Here is a 26,646-nt window from a genome sequence, read left to right as displayed (position 1 = left end):
TCGCCAAATCGATTTGCTAATGCAAAGTTATTATCGCAATATTTCAATAATCAGAACACTGATAATTTTCAATAATATTGATTTAATTTATAAAATTAAAAATACAAAAATTAATAATTTTTAAATACATAAATTTATTTCAATATAACACAAATCACCCATGATGAAAAGAAAACAAAAGCTATTCAAACGCTTCAAAAACAAAAAAACCACCCAAATATACATTTAGGTGATTTTTTAATACGGTAGTAATCATTCAGTTTATTAGACGCTATTAGCCCACTTGATAGTAAGTCGCTGCGCCTGGACCGACTGGCAGACCAAACACAAATACCCACAGATAAAATAGCAGCATCCAACCGAATAAAAATACCATCGAATAAGGCAACATCATCGCCATCAGGGTACCGACCCCTGTATCTCGTTTATAGCGAATCGCAACCGCCATAATCAATCCAAAATAGCTCATCATCGGCGTGATGATATTCGTGGTGCTATCACCGATACGATAAGCTGCCTGAATCATCTCTGGCGCATAGCCTGTGAGCATCAGCATCGGAATAAAGATCGGTGCAGTGATTGCCCACTGTGCCGAAGCGGAACCGAGCATCAGATTCACAAGCGCACAAATCAAGATAAAACCAATCAGTAGCAGCGGTCCTGTCAGCCCAATGTCATTTAGGAAGGTGGCGCCAGAGACCGCCATGACAGAGCCTAGGTTTGACCAGTTAAAGAAAGCGGTGAACTGCGCTGCAAAAAACACAAGTACGATATACATACTCAATGAGCTCATGGCTTGACTCATCGCATCAACAACATCTTGGTTATTTTTGATGCTGCCAGTAACCTTGCCATAGATATAGCCAGGAATCGCAAAGAACACAAAAATAAATACCACGATGCCATTTAAAAATGGCGAGCCTGCCACTAAGCCTGTTTCTGGATTTCTTAAAATGCCATTTTCTGGGACGATCGTCCATGCCAAAAGCAAGCAAAAAATCACCATGCTCACCCCTGCCCAGACCAAGCCCTTTTTCTCAAGGCTGCTTAGCCGCTCAATTTTATTATCAAGCACGGTGGGATCATCGGCGTCGTGAGGGTTATATTTTCCTAGGTTTGGCTCAACGATTTTTTCGGTGACAAAAAAACCCAAAGCACTCACCAAAAAGGTACTGACCGCCATAAAATACCAGTTGGCTTCTGCGCCGACCACATAATCAGGGTCAATGATGCGAGCAGCTTCTTGGCTAATGCCGGACAATAATGGATCAACAGTACCAAGCAATAAATTGGCACTGTAGCCGCCAGACACCCCAGCAAAAGCTGCCGCCAAGCCTGCCAATGGATGGCGACCCAAAGAGTGGAAAATCATGGCTGCCAGTGGAATTAAGACCACATAGCCAAGCTCAGAGGCAGTATTTGACATGATACCAGCAAAGACAACAACCAAAGTCACCATCTTTTTAGGTGCGTTCATCACCATACCGCGCAGTGCTGCTGAAATCATACCAGAATATTCAGCAATACCCACACCAAGTAGCGCCACTAACACCGTACCCAAGGGCACAAAGCCTGTGAAATTTTTGACAAGATTTTCAACAATCCTTGCCAAACCCTCGCCATTAAGCAGATTGACCACATAAATCATGCCATCTTCGGCGCGACCTTTGGCACCTTCTGGACGCGGATCCATCACCGCGACATCCATCGCCGATAAGATGGCTGACAGCCCAAGCAAGATCACCGACATCCACACAAATAAAATCACAGGATGTGGCAGCAAATTACCCAGCCATTCCACACCTTTTAAAAATCGCTGCATGCGCGAACTTGAGCCGGCTTGATCGAAATCATTGGATGATTGTGAGCTCATACCTCTCTCCCTCTCCGCCTATTAATTAATATTTTGAATCCAAAGGGATATATTATAGCAATAAACTTGACACAATCCTATACATTTATCCAATCTTATTGTCTATACTTAAAAAAGTCTTAGCCAATAAGCTAAGACCTTGAGTGTGCTTGACGATTTAAATCGAGCTCTAACGCTTTGGCTTGGTCAGCTCAGGCTCAAATGCCGTCTGCTGTCCTGCCTTATGATAAGCTCGGTCAAAATACACCAAACCTTGCTGGCTTAGGTCGGCATGACGAATGCCCACAATTTTACAAATAAAAATACTGTGTGTGCCGACATCCTTGATGTCTTCGATATGACAATCAAAAGTTGCCAATGCCTCTTTTAAAATGGGGGCGCCCGTATTTAACATCTCCCACTCGCCATATTCAAACCGCTCATCCGACTCCAAGGGCGAGGAAAAAATGCCTGATAAATGCGCCTGCTCAGGCGTCAAAGTATTAACTGCAAGCACACGATTAGCGACAAAATGCTCATAAGAGCGCGCCTGCGCATTCATGCACACCAACAAAGATGGCGGCGAGTCGGTGACGCTGCACACCGCCGATGCCGTAAACCCATGGCGTCCGCTATCGCCATCAGTGGTGACAACATGGACAGCCGTTGCTAGGCGCGCCATGGCATCTTTAAAGATGAGTTTTTCTACCATGTTTGATTACTCTTTAAAATTAAAAAGGATGCCTTTAAGTACATCCTTAGGTATTTTTTGGGATGAATGGCTTATTTGCCAAGCAGCTCATCGCGCACAATCTTAGCGCCTGCACTCAAAGCGTGCAACTTACCCCTTGCCACTTGTCGTGGCAGCGGCGCCATGCCACAGTTTGTCGATGGATACAGTTTGTCTGCATCCACGAAATCAAGCGCTCGGCGCAGCGTCTGCGCAACCTCTTCGGGCGTCTCAATGGTGTTGGTTGCGACATCGATGGCGCCTACCATGACCGTTTTGCCACGAATCAGTTCGATGAGCTCCATCGGTACATGTGAATTTTGACATTCTAGCGACACAATGTCAATTTTTGATTGTTGAAGCTTAGGAAAACTTTCTTCGTATTGGCGCCATTCTGAGCCCAAAGTTTTTTTCCAATCAGTATTTGCCTTGATGCCATAGCCATAGCAAATATGCACTGCCGTCTGACAGCTCAGACCTTCGATGGCACGTTCAAGGGTCGCCACGCCCCAGTCATTGACTTCATCAAAAAACACATTAAATGCCGGCTCGTCAAACTGGATAATATCAACCCCTGCCGCCTCAAGCTCTTTGGCTTCTTCATTTAAGATTTTGGCAAATTCCCACGCCAATTTTTCACGACTTTTATAATAGCCGTCATACAGCGTATCAATCATCGTCATCGGACCAGGCAGTGCCCATTTGATGGGTTTATCGGTATGCGCGCGCAAAAATTTGGCATCTTCAACAAAGACAGAGTTGGGGCGAGACACCGCACCAACCACGCTTGGCACACTGGCATCATAGCGGTTGCGGATACGCACCGTTTCGCGCTGATTAAAATCCACGCCCTGCAAGTGCTCGATGAATGTCGTCACAAAATGCTGACGCGTCTGCTCGCCATCACTGACGATGTCTAGGTTTGCTGCCAGCTGCTCTTGGAGTGACACCAACAAAGCATCTTGCTTGGCTTCGGTCAGCGCATCGCCTTCTAGCTTCCAAGGCGACCATAATTTTTCAGGCTCAGCAAGCCAGCTGGGTTTTGGCAGGCTGCCTGCCGTCGATGTTGGTAATAATAGTTTAGACATTTTTATTCCTTATTTATCCAATGATTGTGCCATCCACGCATCTAGCGCTGCATGATATTTTTGGATGAAATGTGTTTGGGTATATTTGCCTTGCTTGATAGCAAGCTCGGTGCGCTCCACACGGTCATAATCTACTTGTGTCAGCGAATAATCTTCATAAGTCAAGCTTGGCTGATACACCTGCCCTGCGACCGAATTGGCATTATAAATCTCAGGACGATAGATTTTTTGGAATGCTTCCATTGTCGCAATCGTACTAATCAGCTCAAGATTGGTATAATCATTCAACAAATCTCCCGAAAAATAAAACGCATATGGTGCGACCGATTTTGGCGGCATAAAATAGCGCACTTTTAAGCCCATCTTGGCAAAATATTCATCAGTCAGCGAATATGCCTCTTGGCGGTATTCTGTCCCCAAAATCGGATGCACATTGGTGGTTTTGTAATAGGTTTTGGTGGTCGAGACACTCAAACAAATCACTGGCGCTTTCTTAAACTGCTGGGTGAAAGCATCAGAATTGAGCAAATGCTGAAACAGTTTGCCATGCAAATCGCCATAATTTTGGGGTACGCTGAACGACGGCTTATCTTTGTTATAATCAGCTAACAAAACGCTAAAATCATAATCACGCACATAAGACGAAAAACTGTTACCCACGATACCGTCAAGAGTTTGATGGGTGTGGTGGTCGATGATGCTGGTTTTGAGCATCTCAATGGCAGGGAAAAATTCGCCATCGCCCAATACATCGATATCCATAGAAATAATATCAAGCGCGACCGAATAACGATCGGCGTTAGGATTGTCCCAATTCGCCAAATCATTAAAACGGTTATTGATCATACGGATGGCATTTTGTAGATTTTGTTTGCGATTTTCGCCGCGCGCTAAGTTAGCAAAGTTCGTCGTCAGACGCGTGCTTTGGGCAGGCTCATAATTTTCATCAAAAGCAACGCTTTTAATTCGGCTATTAAATTGTGTGGTCATATCGCACCTTGTCATCAAAATTTAAAGTTGAGATATTAAACCGCATTTTTAACATGAATAAAAGCGAAATATTTTTCAAAAAAGATGAATAAAATTCATTTAAAGATAGTTCATCTAATACATTGGATAACTCTCCAAAGACAATCAATAAAACAAAAAAGCCCAAGATGCTTATCTTGGGCTTTTGGGATGATCAGTGATTAGTGCTGATGACCGCCAACACCGTGTGCGTGACCATGAGCGATTTCGTCAGCTGTTGCAGCGCGCACTTCAACAATCTCAACATCAAAAGTCAGCTCAACACCTGCCAAAGGATGGTTGCCATCAACCACTACCACGTCATCATTGACATCTTTGACAGTCACAAGCATGACTTGACCGTCATCGGTCTGCGATTGAAACTGCATGCCCACTTCGATGTTATCCACACCTTGGAAGTTAGCGCGTGGCACTTCTTGTACCGCCTCTTGAACATATTCGCCATACGCTTCTTCAGGCGCAACAGTCACTTTGAATTTGTCGCCAGCTGATTTGCCAGTCATTTGGTTTTCAAGACCTGGGATGATGTTGTGATGACCATGCAAGTATGCCAATGGCTCGCCACGAGATTGATCAAGCACATCGCCTTCAGCGTTAGTGAGTGTATAGTTGAACTGTACAACGGTATCATTACTAATGGTTGTCATAAGAAATTCCTTATAAATAAAATGCCATCGCCCAGGCGACTGCCCAAGCTGTCAAATGACAAATTTTGTCTATTAGTATACCAAAAAATCAATCCATTGCCTAATGCTTTACAAAAAAGTCGTTACATTGTGTAAAAGCTCATCACTCATTTAAAAAATCAATGGGTTTTGATATAATTGATATTTTAATCAATAATTATATCACTCCAAATTAGCCAATCTGGCATTATTATTTTAAGGTATCAAAATGAACTTAGCTTATCAAATCAGTTTTGATCGATTTACAGAACATTTGGCGGATGTGCAAATCACGCATACGGCGGTGAGCGACGCACCGACTTTTTCGATGGTGACATGGATTGCAGGCAGCTATTTGATTCGTGAATTTAGTAAAAATATCACTGCAGTATATTATCAAATCGGCGATGAGAAAAAACAGCATCGCGCTGAAAAGATCGATAAAAAAACGTTCGTTTTTTCAAAAGCTCGTCAAGGTGATCGGCTTACCATCTGTTATGAAGTGTATTGCCGCGACTTATCAGTACGCACAGCGTTCATTGATGCCACGCGTATTTTTGGGAATTTTACTTCGCTGCTGCTATTACCAGATGCTGACAAGCACGCGCAGGCAAGCTTGACGCTCGTAGTGCCGACTGCGTTTTTGGTGCATCATCCTGAGTGTACGATCGCTTGCGGTTTGGATTTTGAATGCACCCAAACACAATCAGGACTTGAATATCATCTTGATGCTTTGGCGGCATTTGAGTATTTGGATTTTCCGTTTGAGATCGGTACACAAGACACCTTTGATTTTCAAATCACAAAACATGACCAAATCAGCGTGCCACATAGGTTTTTTTTGGCGGGTCGGCATCATGGCGATTTGCAGCGCCTAAAAACTGACTTAACCAAAATCTGCCAAAGCTATGTCGATTGGCTTGGTGAGACGCCATTTACAGAGTATACCTTTATGACCATGGTGACCGATAAGGATTACGGCGGTCTTGAGCACATCAACTCCACCGCCTTAATCAGTCCGCGCGCTGATATGCCAAGCTTTGGTGAAAGTGCCGTGCCAAGTGGTGATTATCAGCGGTTTCTTGGGCTGTGCAGCCATGAGTATTTTCATGCATGGTGGGTAAAAACGGTCAAACCTGATGTGATGATGAACAATCCGCTCACCGATGAAGCTTATACGCCGCTTTTGTGGGTGTTTGAAGGCTTTACTTCTTATATTGATGACTTAATGCTACTTGTGTCAGGGGTGATTGATAAAGACAGCTATCTTAAGCTCATTGCTGCACAAATCAACCGCTACTATCAAACCGAGGGTCGTGCGCACCAAAGTGTGGCGCAGTCAAGTTTTGATACTTGGATCAAACTGTATCGCGCGGACGAAAACACCGCCAATCAAGGCATCAGCTATTATAATAAGGGTGCACTGGTTGCACTGCTGCTTGATATGATGCTAATGGATCAAACAGACGGTAAGTATCGCCTGTTTGACGTCATCAAAGCCTGCTATCAAAAATCAGCCAATCAGCCTTTTGGTCTGACAACCCAAATCTTAGGCGAGATCATCGCTGAGATGATGGGACAAAAGGTATGGGATGACTTTTATGATCGCTATGTCATCGGTGTGGACGATCTGCCGCTTGAGCGCTACTTTGAAAAATTTGCCATCAGCACAGAGTCCCAAGACAAAGATAAACCTTGGGGCATCAGCTTTGATGAAAGCGCAGCTGGGCTGACGATCAAGCATATCAGCCGCCAGTCTGCAGCCAGTGATGCTGGGCTGGCATTTGGCGACATTATCATCGCCATCGATGGATTGAAAGCTACTTCAGCCCTACTCACTCAGCTGATCAAACACCAAGATGCCACAAGCTTAGCGCTGACTATACACGCTTTTCGGCGCGATGAGCTGTTTAGTGTCAGCATCAAGCCTCAAAAAACCACGCATCAAACCGTTCAGCTTAAGGGGGATGGCGGTCAATGGCTTGACTTTACCCCAAAACCATGAACATTATCAGCATTGTTTTAGCTGCGAAGCGCCGCGTAGAAGCCAAGCCAATCCCGCTTGATCAAGCCATTGCACCTAAACCTATCCCCTGCCACCAAATTTAGGTGGTCGGGTGCGTTTTAGGTTCGGCTTGGATTGATTCTTTGGGGCATGATAAGCGCTTGAATGTGCTTTATTAGCAGGCGATCTACTGGCAGAATGATTAAAAATGCCCATATCTGCCAACATCTGATCATCCAAATGCACTGTACGACTTTCACCGACCGCCAAGCCGTCTAATTGCCAGCTACCGATCTGATGGCGAATCAGTCTAAGGCATGGCAAGCCCACATGGGCGACCATACGCCGCACTTGACGGTTTTTGCCCTCAGTGATCGTCATTTCAAGCCATGCAGTAGGAATGTTTGCCCGCTGGCGGATCGGCGGGTTTCGCGGCCATAAGTGAATGGGCAGTGCATTTTCGTCAAGCTGCCGCACCTTAGCAGGCAAGGTTTTGCCATCTTTTAGCACCACTCCTTGTTCTAGCGCCTTGATCTGTGCTTCGGTTGGTATATTTTCTACTTGCACCAGATAAGTTTTGGCGTACTTGGCGTGTGTATATTTGGCGTTATGAGCGGTTGGTGGCGTGGTGATGGCATGATTGAGTTCACCATGATCGGTCAATAACAATAAACCTTCTGAGTCTTTATCAAGTCGCCCTGCCACACGCATCGTTTTATCATCAACAAACTCTGCCAAAGTCGCCATATCGTCATGATCTTTTTTAAATTGGCTGTGCACGCCGTAAGGCTTATTAAATAAGATAAGTTTTGCCATATTTGCCTGTCATTTTACTCACATTCATGCAACCACTATAACACAAAAAACCAAACAACCCTGGCTGTTTGGTTTTTGATTATTTTAATTATAAAGCATTAAGGGGACTTGAACATTATTTTTGCTCAGTCGGTGCCTTAACTGCTGGCGCATCTTCTGCATGACCAACTTGGGTCACGGTTTCACCCTCTTGGAAAAGTGCAAACTCAATGCGTCGATTTTGGAAACGACCTTGCTCAGTGGCGTTAGATGCAACTGGATAATCAAAGCTTGCACCTTGAACAGTCAGACGATCCGCAGAAACACCTTTTGAAACCAAATAATCCTTAACAGCAGCAGCTCTAGACTCTGACAAGCCTTGATTATATTCATGAGTACCTTGGGTATCGGTATGCCCGATGATGCGCAGCGCAGCATCTGGAATTGCCTTGAATTTTTCAGCTGCCAGATCAAGAATTTCTTGATTCTCCATTGGGATTTGGGTTGAGTCAGTAGCAAAGTTAATGATCTGAGTGTTCAGAGCATTGACCAAAGCGTCTAGCTCATTGGCTTCTACTGTATCGCCAAGCTGCGTGATTGCGTTACGCGCAGATTCAATACTGGTGGCAACCGCAGTATTCACATCCAATTCAGGCTCAGCTTCCACAGTGAAGTCTGATGGTAAAATGGCGCGTGCACCGTCAACAAGTTTGGCAACATCTTCTGCAGTCGTAGCATTAAAGCGTACTGTGCGATCATTGATCACCACGCTGGCATTTGGCACGCCTCTCATCAGCTCCAAGATGGCAGGAAGATGCTCGGCTACAGGCATGGTCGCTGCATGCGTATTGTTCGGCTGAATTGCTAGATCCTGAGCACCGAATACCTGAGCGACTGCTGCACGGATATTACCAGCCAATTCTTCACTACCCACCTGAGCGCGGTGTGAATATAGCGCCTGACCAGTTTCATCCAAAGCTAGGCTTAATGTCGCAGGCGCCTGAGCCACATCTGTCACCATAGGCTCAGCTTGAGCGGCGCTATCGTTTGTGGCGACTGGTGCTGCCACTGGCGCTGGATTATCTTGACAAGCTCTCAATAGTAGCCATGCCAAGCCTGCAAAAATGATTAAGCCAATAATCGGTAGCAGTGTTTTTAAAAAAGGGCTTTTTTCTTTATTTTCATAATGTCTGTCAGTAGCGGCAGTATTGACATGAGCAGGCTTAGATACAGGCTGAACTGGCTCTGTGACCACCTGAGTCGCCACTGGTTCTGTCACAACTGTAGAAGCTGGCGTTACTGGCGTGCTGGCAGCGGCAGCCGTGCCTGCAAATAGCCCTGCTGGCAATAAAGCGTGCGCCCAACCTGGTAAGCGGGTTTCATCTTCTTTAGCCAATTGGTTACGAATAAAAGAAGGGACAGACAAAGCGCCTGCTTGCTCCTTAATACGCGCCAAAGCCAAAGGTGCTGCCGTGGCGATCGCGGTGCGTGCGGTCACTGGTGAGACGTGATATTCATCAGCTAAGTGATTGCTCAAAGAAGCGATCTGATCTTCGCCTGTTGAAGCATCACTAAAAGCCACATTTAGAAGATGATGACCATGCTCAAGCTCATTATCAGGCAAGGCATTGGCGCGCTGATAGACATCCTCATTGCTCAATCGACCCGCAAAGATTGCATAAAAAGCATTTAGCAAATTTGATTTGTTGGCGTTATCGCCATCTTGATTTTTAATTGATGCCAAAACATGCGGGGTAATGTGTTCATTTAATTTATTGATTAAGCTCATAAGTCGCTCCATGGGTAAAAATTTCGTTGTCCATCAGCAAAATGCCAATGTTATCCTTAAGAAAAACAACGGATTGCTTGTTCTTATGGCTCTATTGTGACTGATTTTAAGGCGACTTAAAAGAGCTGACAACAATTGATAAACAAAACCTCTGCTTTTATGCTCCTAAAAAGTCAAGAAATTACAAAAAAGACTGACGAGTTATTCATTATTTACATGAGTGTAATACTATGGTAATTAAATTCTTCTCAGTTTTAGATTGTGTGTCTTATGATTTGAATCATGATTAAATATCTCAAAAATGGATTAACCATAATTTACACATAAATCAAAACTTTTCATCAAAAATCTGCTAGACTAAGGCAGTATTTACAAAACATTTCTAAAGCGTTTCATGAATCATACAACTGTCATTATTATCATCACTGTCATCATCAGCATCGCTGCATGGCAATCTAGACCCTTGCTTGAGCGACTGATTTTTTATCCGCCTGCGGTCAATAAAGGTCAATACGATCGGCTACTGACACATGGATTTATCCATGCCGATGGGATGCATTTGCTGTTTAATATGTTTACGCTGTATTTTTTTGGCAGCGTGATTGAACGGTTTTATATCAATAAATTTGGTCATTTGGGTTTTGTGGCATTTTATGTTTTGGCGATTATTGTTGCGATTTTGCCCACTTACGCGCGTAATAAAAATAATCCCCGCTACTCAAGCCTAGGTGCATCAGGCGCGGTAAGTGCTGTTTTGTTTGCGTATATTTTATTTGCACCTTGGAACACGCTATATCTATTTGCCGTACTGCCCATTCCTGCGATTGTGTTTGCGATTGCTTATGTGGCTTATAGCATCTGGGCTGACCGCCGAGGCGGTGGAAATATCAACCACTCAGCCCATCTGTTTGGTGCGGTATTTGGCGTGGTCGCCACCATTGCCATTGAGCCAAGCATTATTTTTCACTTTCTAAATCGTCTGCTAAACCCCTCATTTTAAGCGAATCAAAAAAAACGTGGCTATAACCACGTTTTTTATTTGAATCACCAAGCTTTAAAATGACTTTCGATATAGCCATCGGGTAGGCTTTCAAGCGTATATCGCCATTTTGGATTTTTGTCTTTATCAATCAAAAGTGCACGCACCCCTTCGGCAAATTCGCCATTATGTGAGCAATGAATCGCAACAATGTATTCTAAATCCATGACATCATCAAAGCTCATGCCTGTCACCTGATTTGCCATGTGCCAAGCAATGGCTGCCGATGTCGGTGAGCCAGCAGTATAAGTATCAAATGCCTTTTGAATGTAATCAATATCAGAACCTGCTTTAGCAAGCGCATCAAATTCAAGCAAGCTGTCCACTTGACTGATCTTTTCTATCTCATCACGATGTGGCAGCAGCCATCCTTCTGGCAGGACATCCGTATTTTCAAGGTCTGCAAGTAATGAGTTAAGCATGTCGTGGTTTTTGGCGGCATCATCCGTCCACTCGGCAGTGGTCAGCGCTTGAATTAACAGATCAAAGTCGCCGCTTGCCATACTAAAATCAGCCACACCCAGCGCCAAGGCATCCGCTGCATTAAATCGCGCGCCCGTCAGCCCCAAAAACAAACCGATCTTATTAGGCATGTGCTTTAAAAAATACGACCCACCTGCATCAGGAAAAAGCCCAATGCTAACTTCTGGCATCGCCATCATCGTCGTTTCTGTGACGATGCGATGACTTGAAGGCACTGCCAGACCCATACCACCGCCCATAACAATGCCACTTGCCCAAACAATGATGGGTTTTTTATAACTTTTTATTTGTTTACATAGACCATATTCGGTGGTAAAAAACGCTTGAGCCGTTGGATTGGGGAAAACTTCAGGATCATGGCTATGATATAAGCCACGAATATCACCACCTGCACAAAACGCCTTATCGCCTGCGCCTCGGATCAGCACACCGACCACGCTGTCATCTTCCGCCCACTCATCAAGCAGTGATTTTGTGGTGGTCACCATCTGTAAGTTTTGAGCATTCAACGCCTCAGGGCGATTTAATAAGATCGTTCCGATGCGCTGCCTGTCATTGATCGCCAAAAAATCCGTCACAATTGTCATCATCATTCCTTTTTCATCATAAAATTCAAAGACAAAAACCACACTGTTTTTGATTATACTAAAATTTTTGAAATTGCCAAATAAAATTTCATCGGATTTGCACACTTTTGGATACCCAAATTTAGCGTCTTGTTTTTTAAATTTGCATTTTTGGCATAGGTTTGATAGTTTGTGTATAGATACACTGATCATGAAAAAGAGCCAATTATGTTTTTTTTATTATCCCCTGCCAAAAATCTTGACGAAAAAACTCCCGTTCCGCTATCCCTTGCTGATCAATACAGCGAGCCTGCGCTCATTGATGACGCTATCACCTTAATGCAGTCACTCAAAGATTGCGATGTCATTGACTTTCAAGAATTGATGGGTGTATCCGCCAAAATCGCCGAGCTTAATGTCGATCGTAATCAGCGCTGGGCTTATCCCTTTGGCGAAGATGCCAAGCCTGCGATTTATTTATTTGCAGGCGATGTTTATACAGGCTTGGACGCCTATCATCTTGATAAAAATGAGATCGGCTACCTTAATGACAGATTGGGTATTTTATCAGGGCTTTATGGCTTGCTTAGACCGCTGGACTTGATGCTGCCTTATCGCCTTGAGATGGGCACTAAGTTTAAGACAGCCAAGGCGGATAATTTATATCAATTTTGGGGCGATAAAATTACCGATCAAATCAATCAGCACCTAAAGCAGTCAGATCAAGTCTTGGTCAATTTGGCGTCAAATGAATATTTCAGCGCAGTTAATCCAAGCAAGATCGAGGGGCGCATTATCACACCTCGCTTTGAAGATCAAAAAAACGGCAAGTATAAAGTGGTCAGTTTTTATGCCAAAAAAGCACGTGGACTCATGGTGAACTATGCGGCTAAGCATCAATTAACCAACGCTGAAGATCTAAAAAACTTTGATTCTGAGGGGTATTATTTTGTCCCCGAACTCAGCGATGAGGACAACTGGGTATTTCGGCGTGATGAGGTGTAGTTGATAGTCAAGGCAACGACCTACCGACCGTCATAGCGCCTTTGTGATTTTGCCTATTTATCTTTGCATTTTTAGAACATAAACTTGCCAAACTTGAGGTTTATTTTATGATGAAAGCCCATATATTAACAATAATCTCATTATTATATTAGGAATACTCATGAAACAAGTCTCCAAAGTTTATTCAGCACCTAATAAGCATTGGGTCGGTGATGGCTTTCACGTACATAGCATGTTCAATTATCAAGAAACGCATAAGAATTTGGATCCGTTTTTGATGATGGATTATGCCGCCCCTCAAAGCTTTCCTGCAAATGCCAGCACTACCCATCGCGGTGTGGGAGAGCACCCCCATCGCGGGTTTGAGACGGTCACCATCGCTTATCAAGGCGAAGTTGAGCATCGCGATTCTGCTGGCGGCGGCGGTGTGATTGGCACGGGTGATGTGCAGTGGATGACCGCAGGCGCAGGTTTGATGCACGAGGAATTTCATTCTGAAGCATTTTCAAAGGCAGGCGGCATCTTTGAGATGGTGCAGCTGTGGGTCAATCTACCTGCCAAAGATAAAATGACCGCGCCAAGATATCAAGCCATTACCAAAGCCCAAATCCCAGAAGTCGACCTACAGGGTGCTGGCATCGCTCGCCTCATCGCAGGAGAGCTGGATGGCACTCAAGGGGCGGCGAGCACATTTAGCCCAGTCAATTTATGGGATGTGCGCCTAAAAGCGGGTCATCAGCACACTTTTACCATTCCTGAGAGCCATAATTTGTTGGTGCTAGTCTTAGAGGGCACGATTCAAATTAATGAAGATCACATCGCTCGATCGGCTGAATTGGTTACGTTTCATCGAGGTGGCAGTGATGTTAAAATTGTCGCCAATAATGACGCAAAAATTCTGATCTTAAGCGGTGAGCCGCTGAATGAACCAATCGTGGGCTATGGACCTTTTGTGATGAATTCTCGAGAAGAAATCTTACAAGCCATGCATGATGTTCAAAGTGGCAAATTTGGTCAAATTCCTGTACGCTCATAACAAAGACTTAAAATCCCCAAGTATCATCTTGGGGATTTTAGGTTGATTGATCACCATATTAAGCGTTTATTCGCCAATGGCTTGGATGGCGGTCAGAGCAATCGTATAAACAATGTCATCCACCAAAGCGCCACGCGACAAATCATTCACAGGTTTATTCAAACCCTGAAGCATCGGACCAACACTGATGACATCAGCGGTGCGCTGAACGGCTTTATAAGTCGTGTTTCCTGTATTGAGATCAGGGAAAATCAGTACATTTGCTTCGCCTGCGACTTCTGAATTCGGCGCCTTTTGTTTACCGACATTTTTGACAGTCGCGGCGTCAAATTGTAGCGGTCCATCCACTTTTAGCTGCGGTGCTCTTTCGCGGATAATTTGTACTGCTGCTTTGACCGTATCAACATCTTCGCCCGAACCTGAGTTCATGGTAGAGTAACTGATCATGGCAACTTTTGGATCAATGCCAAAGGCTTTGGCTGATTCGGCAGACTGAATGGCGATCTCAGCAAGCTGCTCGGCAGTTGGGTTTGGATTAACCGCGCAGTCGCCATACACCACGACTTGCTCTGGTAGCAGCATAAAGAAAACACTGGAGACCAGGCTATATTGCGGCGCCGTTTTGATCAGCTGAAACGCAGGGCGAATGGTGTCAGCCGTCGTATGGACAGCACCTGAAACCAAGCCATCAACATCACCCATGTGTAGCATCATGGTACCCAAAACTACCGTATCTTGCAGTGCCGTACGCGCGCCTGCTTCATCCACTTTGCCCTTGCGGCGCTCAACCATTGGTGCCACATATTGATCTGCAACACTGGCAGGCTCAATGATTTCAATATCGCTTGGTAAGCCTACGCCGCGCTCTGCCGCAACAGCTTCGATCTTGTCTCGCTCACCCAAAAGCACACACTGGGCAATGCCGCGGCTTTGGCAAATCGCTGCAGCCTCGATGGTTCTAGGCTCATCACCTTCTGGCAAAACGATGCGTTTTTTGGCTGATTGGGCTTTTTGGACGACTTGGTTACGAAACGCGTATGGCGAGAGTTTTTTGACTCGTGGTGCTGCTTGATAGTTTTTGACAATCTCTTCATTGATCGTAAGCTCTGCACCCTCAGCGGTTGCCCAAACAGGCACCTCAAATTCGCCCAAGCCTGCTGAAATCACACCGAGCACACGCTCAGACTTAAGACCGCCAAAGCCAGCAGCAAATACCGCAAGCTCTTCAGCATTTTGGCTAACAAATACGACGTCAGCATCCAAACCATTTGCCAAATCGCGATTGACCAAGCTGGCATACGGTGCGTTTGACCCAGCAGCCAGACCCTTAACGACCGTCAGCTCAGCACTTTGGCTAGCAACCACTTTTTCAAGCAGCTCATCAAGCTGACCTTCGCTGATTGCCGCTCTTAGCTGACCTTCGCCCTCGCCATCAAATGGCGCAAGGTAAGCTGCACCCACGCTTTTGGCAAAATTTTCTGCGATGGATGAAAAATTTGCTGTGTCAAATGTCGGAACCAATAACAGTGCTTTCATATGTACCCTTAATAAATTATCTGATTGATTGATATTAACACAAAAACCGCTCAACTGCTTGAACGGTTATTGAAGTATTCATAACTCATTATAGTCCCAAGACCGCGCGGCTTTCGCTGGCGATTTGGTATTCTTCATCAGTTGGAATCACCCAAAGTTCAATGGATGAATCTTCAGCGTGGAAGCTGCCTTCAGCGCCGCGCTTTAGTTCATCATTCTTGGCGGTGTCAATTTTTGCACCCAAATGCTTTAAGTGCTTAACAATATTCGCGCGCATCTCGGTAGCATTTTCGCCCACACCACCAGTAAATGCAATCCCTGTAAACTCAGGCAGTGCTGCGGTCAGGCTTAGGATATATTTGGCTGTACGATAAGCAAACATATCAAGCGCCAAGCGTGCATCTGCATTGCCTTCTTTATCGGCAGCCTCCAAATTTCTCATGTCATTAGAGATGCCCGACACGCCCAGTAGACCTGATTTTTTATTAAGCAAGGTATCAACTTCTTCTAATGATAAGCCCAATGTACGATTTAAATGAATGTGCAAGCTTGGGTCAACATCCCCTGAGCGCGTGCCCATCATCAGCCCTTCTAGCGGCGTGATGCCCATTGAAGTATCTAAGCTTTTACCATCGTAAACGGCAGTCGCAGAGCAGCCATTACCCAAATGAGCAACGATCCAACCATGCACGCCATCAGTCTCTGTGATTTGGCTGGCGCGATTTGAGACAAACGCATGCGAAGTGCCATGAAAGCCATAACGGCGGATTTGATGCTCTGTGTACAGATTTTTTGGCACTGCATAGCGATAAGCATGTTCAGGCATGGTTTGATGAAAGGCGGTATCAAAAATTGCCACCTGCGGCAAATCAGGGTAAATGGCGTTGATCGCTTGGATGCCTGCGGCGTTTGCAGGATTGTGTAGCGGTGCTAGGCTTGTCAATGCCTCAATGGTCGATAGCACTTCTTCATCAATCACAGTGGCAGATTTAAATTTGTCGCCACCATGCACCACACGATGACCCACAGCCACAGGCTGATGCTCTTTGATCAGATCTTCTAAGATGACTTTGAGCGCGTCAGCATGAACACCGTTTGGGATTTCAATCACTGTCGCTTCACCCTCTAGGTTTTTATGCTTAATGCGAGCTTCAGGATTGCCCAAACCTTCCGCTAAGCCCTCAATGCGGCTCTCGCCATCTTCACTGATAAGTGCATATTTGATTGATGAAGAACCACAATTTAGAACCAAAGTGGGATTTGCTAAGCTCATGTACGCTCCTTGATATACTGCGTCTATTGTGTTGATTGCCAACAAAAAATTTTATCTCAAAATTCCCACTAAATTAACCTGTGACCACCCCTATTGTCAAGTAGTAAATACAATTTTTTGAAATTAAATCTATGCTCATAATCATGTATGAATCACACAATCTGCTTAGTGATCCAAACCCACATCTGCCGACCGCTCACACCAAAGCAGGCACCGATTTTTGTCATATTAAGCTGAATTGATCGCCCAAGGCTTTGCTGTTGTGCTAAAATGTTCGGCGAATGAGCGACTTTGTTTGAGTTAAGATTTGGCTTGTATGACCAAGCGCACTAATGGACTTGATGATTTATGAACATGATGAAAAATGTATTTAGCTTATCTTTAATGATGATTTTGCTTTCGGCTTGTGGTCAAAAAGGTCCATTGTACCTGCCAGATGACAGCACGCCAGTGATTGAGCCCGCACCCGTCAGCGACGATATCAATGACTACTAAAAAGTATTGGATATTTTTATTTAAAATTTTAGGATACTATTATGACTTTTAGCCCTGTCAGCCATCATCAAGATGGCGCACTGCACATTGACGCCCGAGGCTTGGCAAACGCTTTGCCGTATTTTGAGTACAGTGACGATACTTTGCATTTTGATGGTGTCAGTGTTCACACACTCAAAGAAGTCTATGGCACGCCTTTGTATGTGTATTCACAGCGCTCGCTTTTGGACAATTATCAAAGCTACATTGATGCTTTTGAGGACATTGATCATCAGATTTGCTATGCCGTCAAAGCCAACTCAAATCTTGCCATCCTAAAAACACTGGCTGAAGCAGGTGCAGGGTTTGACATCGTCTCAAAAGGTGAACTGGCTCGCGTGCTTCAGGTAACCGATGCCAAAAAGGTCGTGTATTCTGGCGTCGGCAAGACGGCAGATGACATTGAATATGCGCTCAAGGCAGACATTCATTGCTTCAATGTAGAAGCTTTAAGCGAGCTTGATACCATTAATGAGGTAGCAAGTCGACTCAACCAAACGGCGCGCATTTCGCTTCGTATCAATCCAGATGTTGATGCCAAAACTCACCCTTATATCTCAACTGGCATGAAAGATAATAAATTTGGCATCAGTCATGAACAAGCGGTGGATGCCTATTTATACGCGCATGGTTTGTCACATCTTAAGATCGTTGGGATCGATTGCCATATTGGCTCACAGCTACTGGACGCTGATGGATTTTCTGATGCGTTGGATAAATTGATTGAGCTGATCGACACCCTAACCGACAATGGCATTACGCTTCAGCACATTGATCTTGGCGGCGGCTTGGGCGTACGCTACATTGATGAAAATCCTGTGAGTGTTGAGCAGGTTGCAAAGGTGCTACTACCGCGCTTAAAGCAGCTTGGCTTAAAGCTGTATTTAGAGCCAGGTCGCAGTTTGGTCGCAAATGCGGGCGTACTTTTGACAACTGTAGATGTACTTAAGCCCACCGAATTTAAAAACTTTGCCATCGTTGATGCTTCGATGAGTGAGCTGATTCGCCCCGCGCTGTATGAATCACAGATGGCGATCATTCCCGCCAAGCTGAATGAAGACGCTGTCAAAACTTGGGATGTCGTTGGTACAGTCTGTGAATCTAGCGACTTTTTGGGCAAAGATCGGGCTTTGTCTTTACAAGTTGGTGATGTCTTGGCAGTGACGGGTGCGGGCGCGTATGGGTTTAGTATGGCGTGTAACTACAACACTCGCCCAAGACCCTGCGAGGTCATGGTGAATCGTGGCGATCATCGCCTGATTCGTAAGCGTGAAGTGCTCGATGATCTGTGGAAAGATGAACTCATCTAAATCACACCCATGACAAATGCTCTGAATTTTCAGGGCATTTTTTGATTCCCCAATCAAGGCTGATATCCCAAGCTTTTAATGACTGATTCAATGCAAGTTATTGATATTAATTTTTTAATAATTTTATTAAATTTTATGGACAATATTAAACTAATACTGTCCAATATTGTCATTTATTTTTCATCAATCATCCCCATAAAATCATTAGCCACCACGCTGTTTTCATGTTAAGATACAAGTGGTATAAATAAAAATAAGGACAGACCAATGCTCATAGAATTTACAAAAATGCATGGACTGGGCAACGATTTCATGGTGATTGATCTGGTTACCCAGCGCATGACACTGACTCCCGAACTAATTCGCCTACTTGCCGATCGACGGATTGGAGTGGGATTTGATCAATTATTAATTGTTGAGCCACCAAGTCGTCCAGATATTGATTTTAAATATCGGATTTTCAATGCAGATGGTTCTGAAGTCTCCCAATGCGGAAACGGCGCTCGGTGTTTTGCTTCATTTGTACAAGCCAGAAAACTGTCTTTTAAGCAGCGCTTACGCGTCGAAACTTCAAGCGGCGTCATCGTCTTAAGCACCGATCGCTATGGCTGGGTACAAGTAGACATGGGTAAGCCCAAATTTGAGCCTGACCAAATTCCCTTCACCCCAAAAACCATCACAAAAGTCGGTCGCGCTTATCGCTTGGATGTCGATGGCACACCAGTTCAGCTGTATGTCGCCAACATGGGCAATCCGCACGCGATCATCAAGGTCGATGATGTCTTGACTGCCGATGTAGAAAGATTGGGTAAGCTCATCGAGTCGCACGAAGCATTTCCCGAAAGAGTCAATGTCAACTTCGTCCAAGTGATCAATCAGCGTCATGTGCGAATTCGCGTCTATGAGCGCGGTGTCGGCGAAACCCAAGCCTGTGGTACGGGCGCTTGTGCTTCTGTTGCGACAGGTATTCGTGAAGGCTGGCTGGATGAAGGGGTGGATATTCGCGCTCAGTTATACGGCGGTAGCTTGGCGATTCGTTGGCAAGATGGCTACTCTTTGATTATGACTGGACCGACTGCCTTTGTATATGAAGGTGTATTTAGCCCAGATGGTTTGGCGGCATCTGCCGGCATCAAGCTTGATCCAAATGCGGATGATGTTTACTGATGAGCAGGCTGTCGCATCTCGTCGCGCCCACCCATCCTAGTCCCCAAGCAGACCCAAACTCAGCTGCTTGGGGTTATTTATCATCTTGGTGTGATGAGCTAAGACTACAAAATTACTCTGAGCGCACCATCAAAACTTATCAAACAGCCTTGATACAGTTTTTAAATTTTGTGGCGTCTGACAAATATCTTAACGGTGATCCATTGGCTTGCCGCCGCCAAGACCTGATCCGATTTTTTGGCACCCGTTTAGAAGAAGCACAAATAAAACCAATCAGTGCCAAGCTTAGCCTATCTGCCATTCGGATTTTTTATCAATTTTTGATCAAGCAAGGCGCTCTTGCATCCAACCCCGCCACCGGCTATAAAATCAAATCCGCACCTCGAAAACTGCCCACTGTCGCTGACGAGATGCTCATACAGCAGCTACTTGACCAAAAAATGCCCGAAGATGCAGCCAAGGCGCGCTTGTGGGTACGCGATAAGGCAATGTTTGAGCTGATGTATAGTAGCGGACTTCGTCTGTCTGAGCTTGCAGGCTTAAATGTGGGTGATGTTAATTTTGACACCGGCATCGTACGCGTATTAGGTAAAGGCAACAAAACTCGCCAAGTCCCTGTCGGCAAAAAGGCCCTCATCGCCCTTCAAGACTACCTGCCCCATCGCGACTTATGGCAAGAACAAAATTCGGATGCGCTGTTTATCAGTGAACGCCACGGCACTCGCCTGAGTACGCGCGCGATACAGCTTCGCCTAAAAGCGTGCGCCGCCATGGCAGGTATTGAGCTGAATATGTACCCGCACATGCTGCGTCACTGCTTCGCTTCTCATGTGCTGTCATCCAGCGGCGATCTACGCGCCATTCAAGAGATGCTTGGTCACCAAAATATCAGCACCACTCAAATCTACACGCATGTTGACTTTGGCGCACTCACGAGAGTCTATGATCATGCCCATCCCCGTGCGCATCGCTCAAAGTAATCATCATGGCTTAACAGTCTAATTTTCAAAGTTATCCACAATTTTTTCCACAAAATTTTATTGATATCGTGAAACCTTTTTATCAAAAAATTTCGGATAATATTTTGAAAATTTTGTCAATATTTCATCAAACTGTCAAACAAAAATTTTATAAATTATTGATTTTTATCATATTATTTTTAAAATTACAATTTGATTAAATTTTGTTCAATTCTATGTCATCGCTTGATACGACTTGCTTTACTTATCATAAATCAGCTCAGTATCTTAAGTTATCCACAGTTTATGGGGAAAACCCTGCTAAGCCTTATAAACCCAAGGATAAGCCTATTCATCAGTTTAAATGATATAGTTATATTAAATTTTTTATTAGTTAAAATGATAAAATAACGATAATATAGAACGCCTTGTTTCACGCGATTGTCATAATATAGATTTGGATATTATTATAAAGATACTTTATACACAAACTATCCACAGGCTTATCCACAGCATATCTAGGTCGATATTGAAGCAAAAAGGTCAAAATCTAATCATTTTGACCTTTTTAGTAGCTATGGCAGTGTCAGAACTGGGCAGTTTAACCCACGAGTTGTTTGGCGATCCAGTGCTTGACTGGGGGAAGGTTATTACTGACGCGCAAAGCCAAATCACGCACCGCACGCATGGGCGGCGTATCGGTTGTAAACAAGGTTACCATCGCATTGGTGCCATGATATAAGGGTCTGGTGTGCGCCTGATGGCGACAATTATAGGTAGATAGCAGCTGATTTGAGCCAATATCCAAGCCACGGCGGTGCGCCTGCAAAATCAGCGGCGCCAAAGTGTTGGCGCTGAGCAGACCCAGGTTATAGCCGTGCGCAGTCACAGGATGCATGCCTACCGCTGCGTCACCTATAAGCGCTGCCCGATTGGCATTGAACCTATGTGCATGCACGCCCATCAGTGGGTAATGGTGCACACTACCAGCGATGGTAAATGCACCAAATCGATCACCAAACATTCTTTGGGCTTCGTGAGCCAGCTGCTCAGGGCTAAGTTTTAATAGCTCATCTGCTTGCGTATTATCGAGGGTGATGACACAGTTGGTCATCGTATCATTCAGTGGCAGCAGCGCCAAAGTACGACCATATAAAAAGCACTCTTGGGCAGTGGCATGGTTTGACAGCGGATGGGTGACACGAAAGACAATGACGGTACGCCCAAAGTCATGCATCTGCGCCCCAATGCCGAGCATACGCCGCACACCAGATAGGCGGCTGTCTGCAGCGATCACAAGATCTGCCTGTAGCTGTCTGCCATCCATCAAGGTCACACAGGCTTTATTATCATCTGTATTGACATCCGTTACGGTCGCATCGGTAATGAGCGTGACATTATCCATCGTTGCCACTTCATCGTACAGTGCTTTTTTGATATTATGATTAGAAATTAAATTTCCAAGCCGATCCAGCGAACGCTGTAAGTGCATCAATTTGGGTACTTGAAAATGCAGGGCATAGTTTAGATGACCACTATACACCTTGGCATCTTTTAGGGGGTAAATCTCATCAGGGTTAAATCTTTGCCAAGCACCCAAATTTTGTAGAATTTCTTTGGAGGTGTTGGTCAGAGCAATCTCGCGACCATCGTAAGCAGGGTTTTGTAAGGCTGTCAATGGCGCTTTTTCGATCAGGGTCAAACGCAGATCGCTGCCCTTAAAAAATCGACAAAACGCAAGACCTGCTGGACCTGCTCCCACGATAATAATGTCACTGTGATGGGCACTGTCGCTCATAAATCTCTCTATCATAGATTGGCTTTAGCAAGATCGCCAAAGCAAGTCGTTTTTATTTTAATCATTTATTCTTGGGAAGTCGGCTCTTCAGACTGATAATTCGCCAGTTCATGACGCACCGCCACTTTTACCCAAGCGCGTAAATCTTCAGAAAGCTGAGCCATGTGCTCACCCAAAAATTCATCGATCTGCCCAGACATGCTCTGAATCAAGCGAGCTTCTAGCTCATCGACATTCGGTGACTCAAGCACTTTGGCGTCATCATCTTTCAAAGAAGTGGTCTCAATGGTATGAATCAATCGGTTGGCTGATGCAGAATCGCTGTTTTTTTGCATACCTTGGGCGACAGCAGCATCAAAATCTTCGTGCTGAAAACGAAAATCCTTCACCAAAAGCTCACTGTCAAGCAGATCAATAATATCATCAAGCTCTTGGTAAATGGCAGTGCGCGCTTCGGACGGTGTGGCAAGCCAGCGCTTGGCAAAATTGATACTGGGTGAAAAATTAGCCATATCAAACCTTCAGTTTTTTTTAATCGTGATCATTATTGTAATTCAAAAGTGCCATCCGTGCAATGACGAGGATCTATTTGGCAAATTTTTGTTTCATTGAAGCTGTTTGCACGATTTCAAAGCCTGTTTTGGTTGAATTTTCAATCACGAACATCGCCATCAGACCTTGAGCATCAGCAAGCGCCAAAGCCTCAGGGTATGGCAATGCTGTCAAAGCCGTCGCCCAAGCGTCTGCCAATGCCACTGTCTGATGCAGCACGGTCACACTGGGCGCATTATTTGCCACAGGTTCGCCTGACACAGGGTGGATGGTATGGCTAAAACGCACGCCATCATACTCCACTGAGTTACGATAGCCGCCCGATGTCGCCAAACGCATGGGCTCACCGACAGGCTGCGTCAAAGTGGTCAAAACAGATCTACTGGCAACGCTACTATCAATAACAGGTGCATCAATGCCAAGCATCCAAGGCTTGCCTTTGTCATTGACGCCCAAAGTCGCCACCTCGCCACCAATCTCTACCATATAATTGACAACGCCATAATGATCATGCAAAGTATCAGCGATCACATCTACCGCATAGCCTTTGGCGATGGCAGAAAAATCAAGCCCAACACCGTCCACTGTTTTGCTCAGCTCATGCCCGTTTAGCATCACTTTTTCAAGCCCCACCAAGCGCTTGGCATCGGCAAGCTCATCTGCCTTAGGCGGTGATTGCAAGCGCTCAATGCTCATCCGACTGCCAAATCCCCACAGCTCAACCAAAGGGTACACCGTTGGGTCAAATGCATGGTGCGATGCTTCATAGACAGTCAGGCTGTCGCTAAGCACCTGCACAAAATCATCATCAATCATCAAGCTTTCGCCAGCAGGCAGGCGATTAAATCGGCTGATGGTGCTATTTTCTTGGTAAGTGGACATGCTGTCATTGATGGCTTTGAGACGCTCATCAATGGTGGCTTGAATCTTTACGGCATCACTGGCATTATCCGCATGTTCAAAACGGATATGATAGCTTGTGCCCATGGTTTCGCCGCTGATGGTCTGATAAGTTGATTGCTGGCTACAAGCCGTCAGCATGACAGCCGTCATGATGGCTATGGGGGCGTGGCGCATTGTGTGCCTCTTTTGAAATGAGTTAAGCAAAAATTAAATGGATGGGTTTTAGGTTACTGTGATATTTTTTTGCCATGTGGTGAAGCGAAATCTAAGCCCACTTTTATCACAATCAAAAACCTTCGTTTCGTCTGTTTTTATGAATTTCTCATCAATCTCAGGATAAAAGGCATCCCCTTCAATGACCGTATCAACTTCGGTGATCTCGAGTGTATCTGCCATATCTAAGCTTTGGGCATATATCTCGCCGCCACCGATGATAAAGATTTTATCTTGGTCTTTAGTCTGGGCATAAGCTTTGGCAAGCATGATGGCATCTTGAAGTGACTGAGCCGTGATGGCGCCGTCATAATGAATCGGCTGGCGCGTGATGACATAGTGTGCCCGATTTGGCAATAATCGGGGCAGCGACTCAAACGTCTTACGCCCCATGATGATCGCCCCACCATCAGTCATGCGCTTAAAATGCTGCAGATCAGCAGGGATGTGCCAAAGCAGCTGATTGTCCTTACCAATGGCGCGATTTTGACTCATCGCAACAACATGCACAATTTTGATATCGTCGCTCATACTGCCACTTCCGCTTTGATGGCTGGATGGGCGTGATAATTGACAATCTGAATATCGTCAAAGGTGAATTCAAAAATATCTTTGACGGCTGGATTGAGCTTGAGCGTGCAAAGCGCCAATGGCTCACGGTTTAGCTGAAGCTTGGCTTGTTCAAAGTGGTTTTGGTAAAGATGCGTATCACCGCCTGTCCACACAAATTCGCCCACCTGCAAATCGCATACCTGTGCGATCATATGCGTTAATAACGCATAACTTGCGATATTAAAAGGCACGCCCAAAAACACATCCGCGCTGCGCTGATACAGCTGACAAGACAATTTACCATCGACCACAAAAAACTGAAACAAAGTATGGCAAGGTGGCAACGCCACTTGGGCAGCTTCGCTCGGATTCCATCCTGATACGATCAAACGGCGCGAATTGGGATTGGTCTTAATTTCATTGATAAGCCACGAAATCTGATCAAATCCATCATCATTATAGCCATCATGATCTTTGGTTGCGCCAAAATTTCGCCACTGATGACCATATACTGGACCTAAGTCACCCGCCTGCCTACCAAATCGCGCCGTCTGCTCTGGCGTCGCCCATTCATCCCAGATCGTCACCTGATTGGCGCTCAGATAGTCGGTATTAGTTTCACCCTTTAAAAACCATAAAAGCTCATGAGTGATGGATTTCATGTGCACTTTTTTGGTGGTGAGCAGCGGAAAGCCTTTTGCCAAATCAAAGCGCATCTGATAGCCAAAGACCGAACGCGTGCCTGTGCCTGTACGGTCGCCTTTGTCCGCGCCTTGATCCAAAATATGCTGTAATAATTCAAGATATTGCTTCATTTGGCTTTATTCCAATCATAAATCTGTTTTTGATATGCCATCACCATCAAAATCACTCCGATGACGATCATGGGCAGGCTGTACAGCTGACCTTTACTCATCCATCCAAAAATCAGCTCATAACCCACATCTGGCTGGCGGAAAAACTCTGTCGTAAAACGGCTCAAGCCATAGATCAGCAAAAACATCGCCGACACCGCATAGCGCGGTCTTGGCTTGGCGCTGAACCACCAAAGCACAATGAATAATAAAATACCTTCGGTCGCTGCTTGATACAACTGAGAAGGATGGCGCGGTAAAAGCAGATATCCACCAATATCAGCAGCAATCTGCTGCAAGGCAGGATTGGCTTGAATCATCTCAAAATCTGCATTGGCAGCCTGCGGAAAATACATCAAATGCGACGCATCTGAATGAGATACCCTGCCCCAAAGCTCGCCATTGATAAAATTACCAATCCTGCCAAAGAATAAGCCTGTCGGCACACAAGGGGCAATAAAATCAAGTACCGTAAAAGGCGCTTTTTTATATTTGTGTGCAAAATACCACATGGCAAGCAGTACGCCCACAAAGCCGCCATGAAAGCTCATGCCCCCTTCCCATACTCGAAATAAGTACAAAGGATTGGCAATCAATTCACTAAAATTATATAAAATCACATAGCCGATGCGACCGCCCAAAATGACGCCCACCGAACCAAAAAACACCAAATCCGACACCATCTCAGTGGTAAAATCGGCTCGTGATTTGGTGCGCACCCATGCCAAAAAATAAGCCGCCGCAAAGGCAAGCAAATACATCAAGCCATACCAATGCAGCTCAACAACGCCCAAATCTAAGGCGACAGGATCAATCTGCGGATGAACGATTGCCATATATTATCCATACTCATAATAAACTGCGCTTATTATAGCGGATTTTGGGTGATTTTGCTAAGTGGCACTTTTGAAAT

Annotated in this window: 24 protein-coding genes; 8 read left to right on the top strand and 16 right to left on the bottom strand. The window is 45.1% G+C overall.

The genetic code is table 11. From position 1 onward, the window contains the following. Positions 1 to 274 precede the first annotated feature (274 nt). From B0180_RS09065 to B0180_RS09040, 5 genes are all read right to left on the bottom strand, one after another. Positions 275 to 1,873 (bottom strand): AbgT family transporter, encoded by a 1,599-nt coding sequence (locus tag B0180_RS09065; protein WP_078256622.1) that lies wholly within the window; start codon positions 1,871 to 1,873, stop codon positions 275 to 277. 169 nt (positions 1,874 to 2,042) lie between these two features. Beyond that, entirely contained in the window at positions 2,043 to 2,564 is a 522-nt protein-coding gene (locus B0180_RS09060; protein WP_078256621.1) for a flavin reductase family protein, read from the bottom strand. A gap of 71 nt (positions 2,565 to 2,635) precedes the next feature. Continuing rightward, a complete protein-coding gene (locus tag B0180_RS09055; protein WP_078256620.1) occupies positions 2,636 to 3,670 on the bottom strand; it encodes a methionine synthase in 1,035 nt (344 codons plus the stop codon). A 9-nt stretch (positions 3,671 to 3,679) separates the two neighbouring features. Beyond that, complete coding sequence (locus B0180_RS09050; protein ID WP_078256619.1) at positions 3,680 to 4,660, bottom strand: putative oxygenase MesX; 981 nt, start codon at positions 4,658 to 4,660, stop codon at positions 3,680 to 3,682. A gap of 200 nt (positions 4,661 to 4,860) precedes the next feature. Then, entirely contained in the window at positions 4,861 to 5,346 is a 486-nt protein-coding gene (locus B0180_RS09040; protein WP_049237121.1) for an FKBP-type peptidyl-prolyl cis-trans isomerase, read from the bottom strand. A gap of 247 nt (positions 5,347 to 5,593) precedes the next feature. On the opposite strand from B0180_RS09040, the gene B0180_RS09035 reads away from it, so the two are divergent. After that, on the top strand, positions 5,594 to 7,369 hold the full coding sequence (locus tag B0180_RS09035; protein WP_078256617.1) for a M61 family metallopeptidase: 1,776 nt from the start codon (positions 5,594 to 5,596) through the stop codon (positions 7,367 to 7,369). An 81-nt stretch (positions 7,370 to 7,450) separates the two neighbouring features. On the opposite strand, the gene B0180_RS09030 is transcribed toward B0180_RS09035, so the two are convergent. Further along, complete coding sequence (locus B0180_RS09030; RefSeq protein ID WP_078256616.1) at positions 7,451 to 8,185, bottom strand: pseudouridine synthase; 735 nt, start codon at positions 8,183 to 8,185, stop codon at positions 7,451 to 7,453. Positions 8,186 to 8,300: 115 nt separating this feature from the next. Continuing rightward, entirely contained in the window at positions 8,301 to 9,953 is a 1,653-nt protein-coding gene (locus tag B0180_RS09025) for an OmpA family protein (RefSeq protein ID WP_078256615.1), read from the bottom strand. 394 nt (positions 9,954 to 10,347) lie between these two features. On the opposite strand from B0180_RS09025, the gene B0180_RS09020 reads away from it, so the two are divergent. After that, the gene (locus B0180_RS09020) at positions 10,348 to 10,953 is read left to right on the top strand and encodes a rhomboid family intramembrane serine protease (RefSeq protein WP_078256614.1); all 606 of its coding nucleotides are present in this window, start codon (positions 10,348 to 10,350) and stop codon (positions 10,951 to 10,953) included. Between the two features lie 44 nt (positions 10,954 to 10,997). On the opposite strand, the gene B0180_RS09015 is transcribed toward B0180_RS09020, so the two are convergent. After that, positions 10,998 to 12,062 carry an enoyl-CoA hydratase/isomerase family protein gene (locus B0180_RS09015; protein WP_233424961.1) on the bottom strand — a complete coding sequence of 355 codons (1,065 nt, stop codon included), beginning with the start codon at positions 12,060 to 12,062 and terminating at the stop codon, positions 10,998 to 11,000. A 207-nt stretch (positions 12,063 to 12,269) separates the two neighbouring features. Here B0180_RS09015 and yaaA point away from each other — a divergent pair, with 207 nt between their 5' ends. After that, positions 12,270 to 13,046, top strand: coding sequence for a peroxide stress protein YaaA (yaaA, locus tag B0180_RS09010; protein WP_078256612.1), 777 nt, complete (start codon positions 12,270 to 12,272; stop codon positions 13,044 to 13,046). 160 nt (positions 13,047 to 13,206) lie between these two features. Further along, the gene (locus tag B0180_RS09005; protein ID WP_078256611.1) at positions 13,207 to 14,082 is read left to right on the top strand and encodes a pirin family protein; all 876 of its coding nucleotides are present in this window, start codon (positions 13,207 to 13,209) and stop codon (positions 14,080 to 14,082) included. Between the two features lie 66 nt (positions 14,083 to 14,148). Here the strand turns inward: B0180_RS09005 and pta are convergent, their stop codons facing one another. Both pta and B0180_RS08995 read right to left on the bottom strand, forming a co-directional pair. Continuing rightward, a complete protein-coding gene (gene pta / locus B0180_RS09000) occupies positions 14,149 to 15,618 on the bottom strand; it encodes a phosphate acetyltransferase (protein ID WP_078256610.1) in 1,470 nt (489 codons plus the stop codon). A gap of 88 nt (positions 15,619 to 15,706) precedes the next feature. After that, positions 15,707 to 16,891, bottom strand: a complete 1,185-nt coding sequence (locus B0180_RS08995) for an acetate/propionate family kinase (RefSeq protein ID WP_049237136.1) — start codon at positions 16,889 to 16,891, stop codon at positions 15,707 to 15,709. Positions 16,892 to 17,248: 357 nt separating this feature from the next. Between B0180_RS08995 and lptM the strand changes: the two genes are divergently transcribed. From lptM to xerA, 4 genes are all read left to right on the top strand, one after another. Next, positions 17,249 to 17,386 (top strand): LPS translocon maturation chaperone LptM, encoded by a 138-nt coding sequence (lptM, locus tag B0180_RS08990; protein ID WP_227538685.1) that lies wholly within the window; start codon positions 17,249 to 17,251, stop codon positions 17,384 to 17,386. 41 nt (positions 17,387 to 17,427) lie between these two features. Continuing rightward, the gene (gene lysA / locus B0180_RS08985; protein WP_078256608.1) at positions 17,428 to 18,735 is read left to right on the top strand and encodes a diaminopimelate decarboxylase; all 1,308 of its coding nucleotides are present in this window, start codon (positions 17,428 to 17,430) and stop codon (positions 18,733 to 18,735) included. A gap of 267 nt (positions 18,736 to 19,002) precedes the next feature. Next, positions 19,003 to 19,902, top strand: a complete 900-nt coding sequence (dapF, locus tag B0180_RS08980; RefSeq protein ID WP_078256607.1) for a diaminopimelate epimerase — start codon at positions 19,003 to 19,005, stop codon at positions 19,900 to 19,902. After that, the gene (xerA, locus tag B0180_RS08975; protein ID WP_078256606.1) at positions 19,902 to 20,882 is read left to right on the top strand and encodes a site-specific tyrosine recombinase/integron integrase; all 981 of its coding nucleotides are present in this window, start codon (positions 19,902 to 19,904) and stop codon (positions 20,880 to 20,882) included. The genes dapF and xerA overlap by 1 nt, the downstream gene beginning before the upstream one ends. Positions 20,883 to 21,462: 580 nt before the next feature. Here the strand turns inward: xerA and ubiM are convergent. From ubiM to lgt, 6 genes are all read right to left on the bottom strand, one after another. Next, complete coding sequence (ubiM, locus tag B0180_RS08970; protein WP_078256605.1) at positions 21,463 to 22,659, bottom strand: 5-demethoxyubiquinol-8 5-hydroxylase UbiM; 1,197 nt, start codon at positions 22,657 to 22,659, stop codon at positions 21,463 to 21,465. A gap of 65 nt (positions 22,660 to 22,724) precedes the next feature. Beyond that, positions 22,725 to 23,171, bottom strand: a complete 447-nt coding sequence (locus B0180_RS08965; RefSeq protein ID WP_064620725.1) for a hypothetical protein — start codon at positions 23,169 to 23,171, stop codon at positions 22,725 to 22,727. A 73-nt stretch (positions 23,172 to 23,244) separates the two neighbouring features. Then, entirely contained in the window at positions 23,245 to 24,288 is a 1,044-nt protein-coding gene (locus B0180_RS08960; RefSeq protein ID WP_078256604.1) for an FAD:protein FMN transferase, read from the bottom strand. Positions 24,289 to 24,336: 48 nt separating this feature from the next. Beyond that, entirely contained in the window at positions 24,337 to 24,858 is a 522-nt protein-coding gene (locus tag B0180_RS08955; RefSeq protein ID WP_078256603.1) for a dihydrofolate reductase, read from the bottom strand. Then, a complete protein-coding gene (locus tag B0180_RS08950) occupies positions 24,855 to 25,694 on the bottom strand; it encodes a thymidylate synthase (RefSeq protein ID WP_078256602.1) in 840 nt (279 codons plus the stop codon). The genes B0180_RS08955 and B0180_RS08950 overlap by 4 nt, the downstream gene beginning before the upstream one ends. Next, entirely contained in the window at positions 25,691 to 26,569 is an 879-nt protein-coding gene (gene lgt / locus B0180_RS08945) for a prolipoprotein diacylglyceryl transferase (protein WP_078256601.1), read from the bottom strand. The genes B0180_RS08950 and lgt overlap by 4 nt, the downstream gene beginning before the upstream one ends. Positions 26,570 to 26,646 lie beyond the last annotated feature (77 nt).

It is taken from the genome of Moraxella canis, from assembly GCF_002014965.1.
Classification (GTDB): domain Bacteria; phylum Pseudomonadota; class Gammaproteobacteria; order Pseudomonadales; family Moraxellaceae; genus Moraxella; species Moraxella canis.
This window is presented reverse-complemented; position numbering and strand designations above follow the sequence as displayed.

Bases quoted from the DNA above. Each gene is read 5' to 3' on its own strand.
- B0180_RS09065 (WP_078256622.1), bottom strand. From the start codon at position 1,873: ATGAGCTCACAATCATCCAATGATTTCGATCAAGCCGGCTCAAGTTCG.
- B0180_RS09060 (WP_078256621.1), bottom strand. From the start codon at position 2,564: ATGGTAGAAAAACTCATCTTTAAAGATGCCATGGCGCGCCTAGCAACG.
- B0180_RS09055 (WP_078256620.1), bottom strand. From the start codon at position 3,670: ATGTCTAAACTATTATTACCAACATCGACGGCAGGCAGCCTGCCAAAA.
- B0180_RS09050 (WP_078256619.1), bottom strand. From the start codon at position 4,660: ATGACCACACAATTTAATAGCCGAATTAAAAGCGTTGCTTTTGATGAA.
- B0180_RS09040 (WP_049237121.1), bottom strand. From the start codon at position 5,346: ATGACAACCATTAGTAATGATACCGTTGTACAGTTCAACTATACACTC.
- B0180_RS09035 (WP_078256617.1), top strand. From the start codon at position 5,594: ATGAACTTAGCTTATCAAATCAGTTTTGATCGATTTACAGAACATTTG.
- B0180_RS09030 (WP_078256616.1), bottom strand. From the start codon at position 8,185: ATGGCAAAACTTATCTTATTTAATAAGCCTTACGGCGTGCACAGCCAA.
- B0180_RS09025 (WP_078256615.1), bottom strand. From the start codon at position 9,953: ATGAGCTTAATCAATAAATTAAATGAACACATTACCCCGCATGTTTTG.
- B0180_RS09020 (WP_078256614.1), top strand. From the start codon at position 10,348: ATGAATCATACAACTGTCATTATTATCATCACTGTCATCATCAGCATC.
- B0180_RS09015 (WP_233424961.1), bottom strand. From the start codon at position 12,062: ATGACAATTGTGACGGATTTTTTGGCGATCAATGACAGGCAGCGCATC.
- yaaA (WP_078256612.1), top strand. From the start codon at position 12,270: ATGTTTTTTTTATTATCCCCTGCCAAAAATCTTGACGAAAAAACTCCC.
- B0180_RS09005 (WP_078256611.1), top strand. From the start codon at position 13,207: ATGAAACAAGTCTCCAAAGTTTATTCAGCACCTAATAAGCATTGGGTC.
- pta (WP_078256610.1), bottom strand. From the start codon at position 15,618: ATGAAAGCACTGTTATTGGTTCCGACATTTGACACAGCAAATTTTTCA.
- B0180_RS08995 (WP_049237136.1), bottom strand. From the start codon at position 16,891: ATGAGCTTAGCAAATCCCACTTTGGTTCTAAATTGTGGTTCTTCATCA.
- lptM (WP_227538685.1), top strand. From the start codon at position 17,249: ATGAAAAATGTATTTAGCTTATCTTTAATGATGATTTTGCTTTCGGCT.
- lysA (WP_078256608.1), top strand. From the start codon at position 17,428: ATGACTTTTAGCCCTGTCAGCCATCATCAAGATGGCGCACTGCACATT.
- dapF (WP_078256607.1), top strand. From the start codon at position 19,003: ATGCTCATAGAATTTACAAAAATGCATGGACTGGGCAACGATTTCATG.
- xerA (WP_078256606.1), top strand. From the start codon at position 19,902: ATGAGCAGGCTGTCGCATCTCGTCGCGCCCACCCATCCTAGTCCCCAA.
- ubiM (WP_078256605.1), bottom strand. From the start codon at position 22,659: ATGAGCGACAGTGCCCATCACAGTGACATTATTATCGTGGGAGCAGGT.
- B0180_RS08965 (WP_064620725.1), bottom strand. From the start codon at position 23,171: ATGGCTAATTTTTCACCCAGTATCAATTTTGCCAAGCGCTGGCTTGCC.
- B0180_RS08960 (WP_078256604.1), bottom strand. From the start codon at position 24,288: ATGCGCCACGCCCCCATAGCCATCATGACGGCTGTCATGCTGACGGCT.
- B0180_RS08955 (WP_078256603.1), bottom strand. From the start codon at position 24,858: ATGAGCGACGATATCAAAATTGTGCATGTTGTTGCGATGAGTCAAAAT.
- B0180_RS08950 (WP_078256602.1), bottom strand. From the start codon at position 25,694: ATGAAGCAATATCTTGAATTATTACAGCATATTTTGGATCAAGGCGCG.
- lgt (WP_078256601.1), bottom strand. From the start codon at position 26,569: ATGGCAATCGTTCATCCGCAGATTGATCCTGTCGCCTTAGATTTGGGC.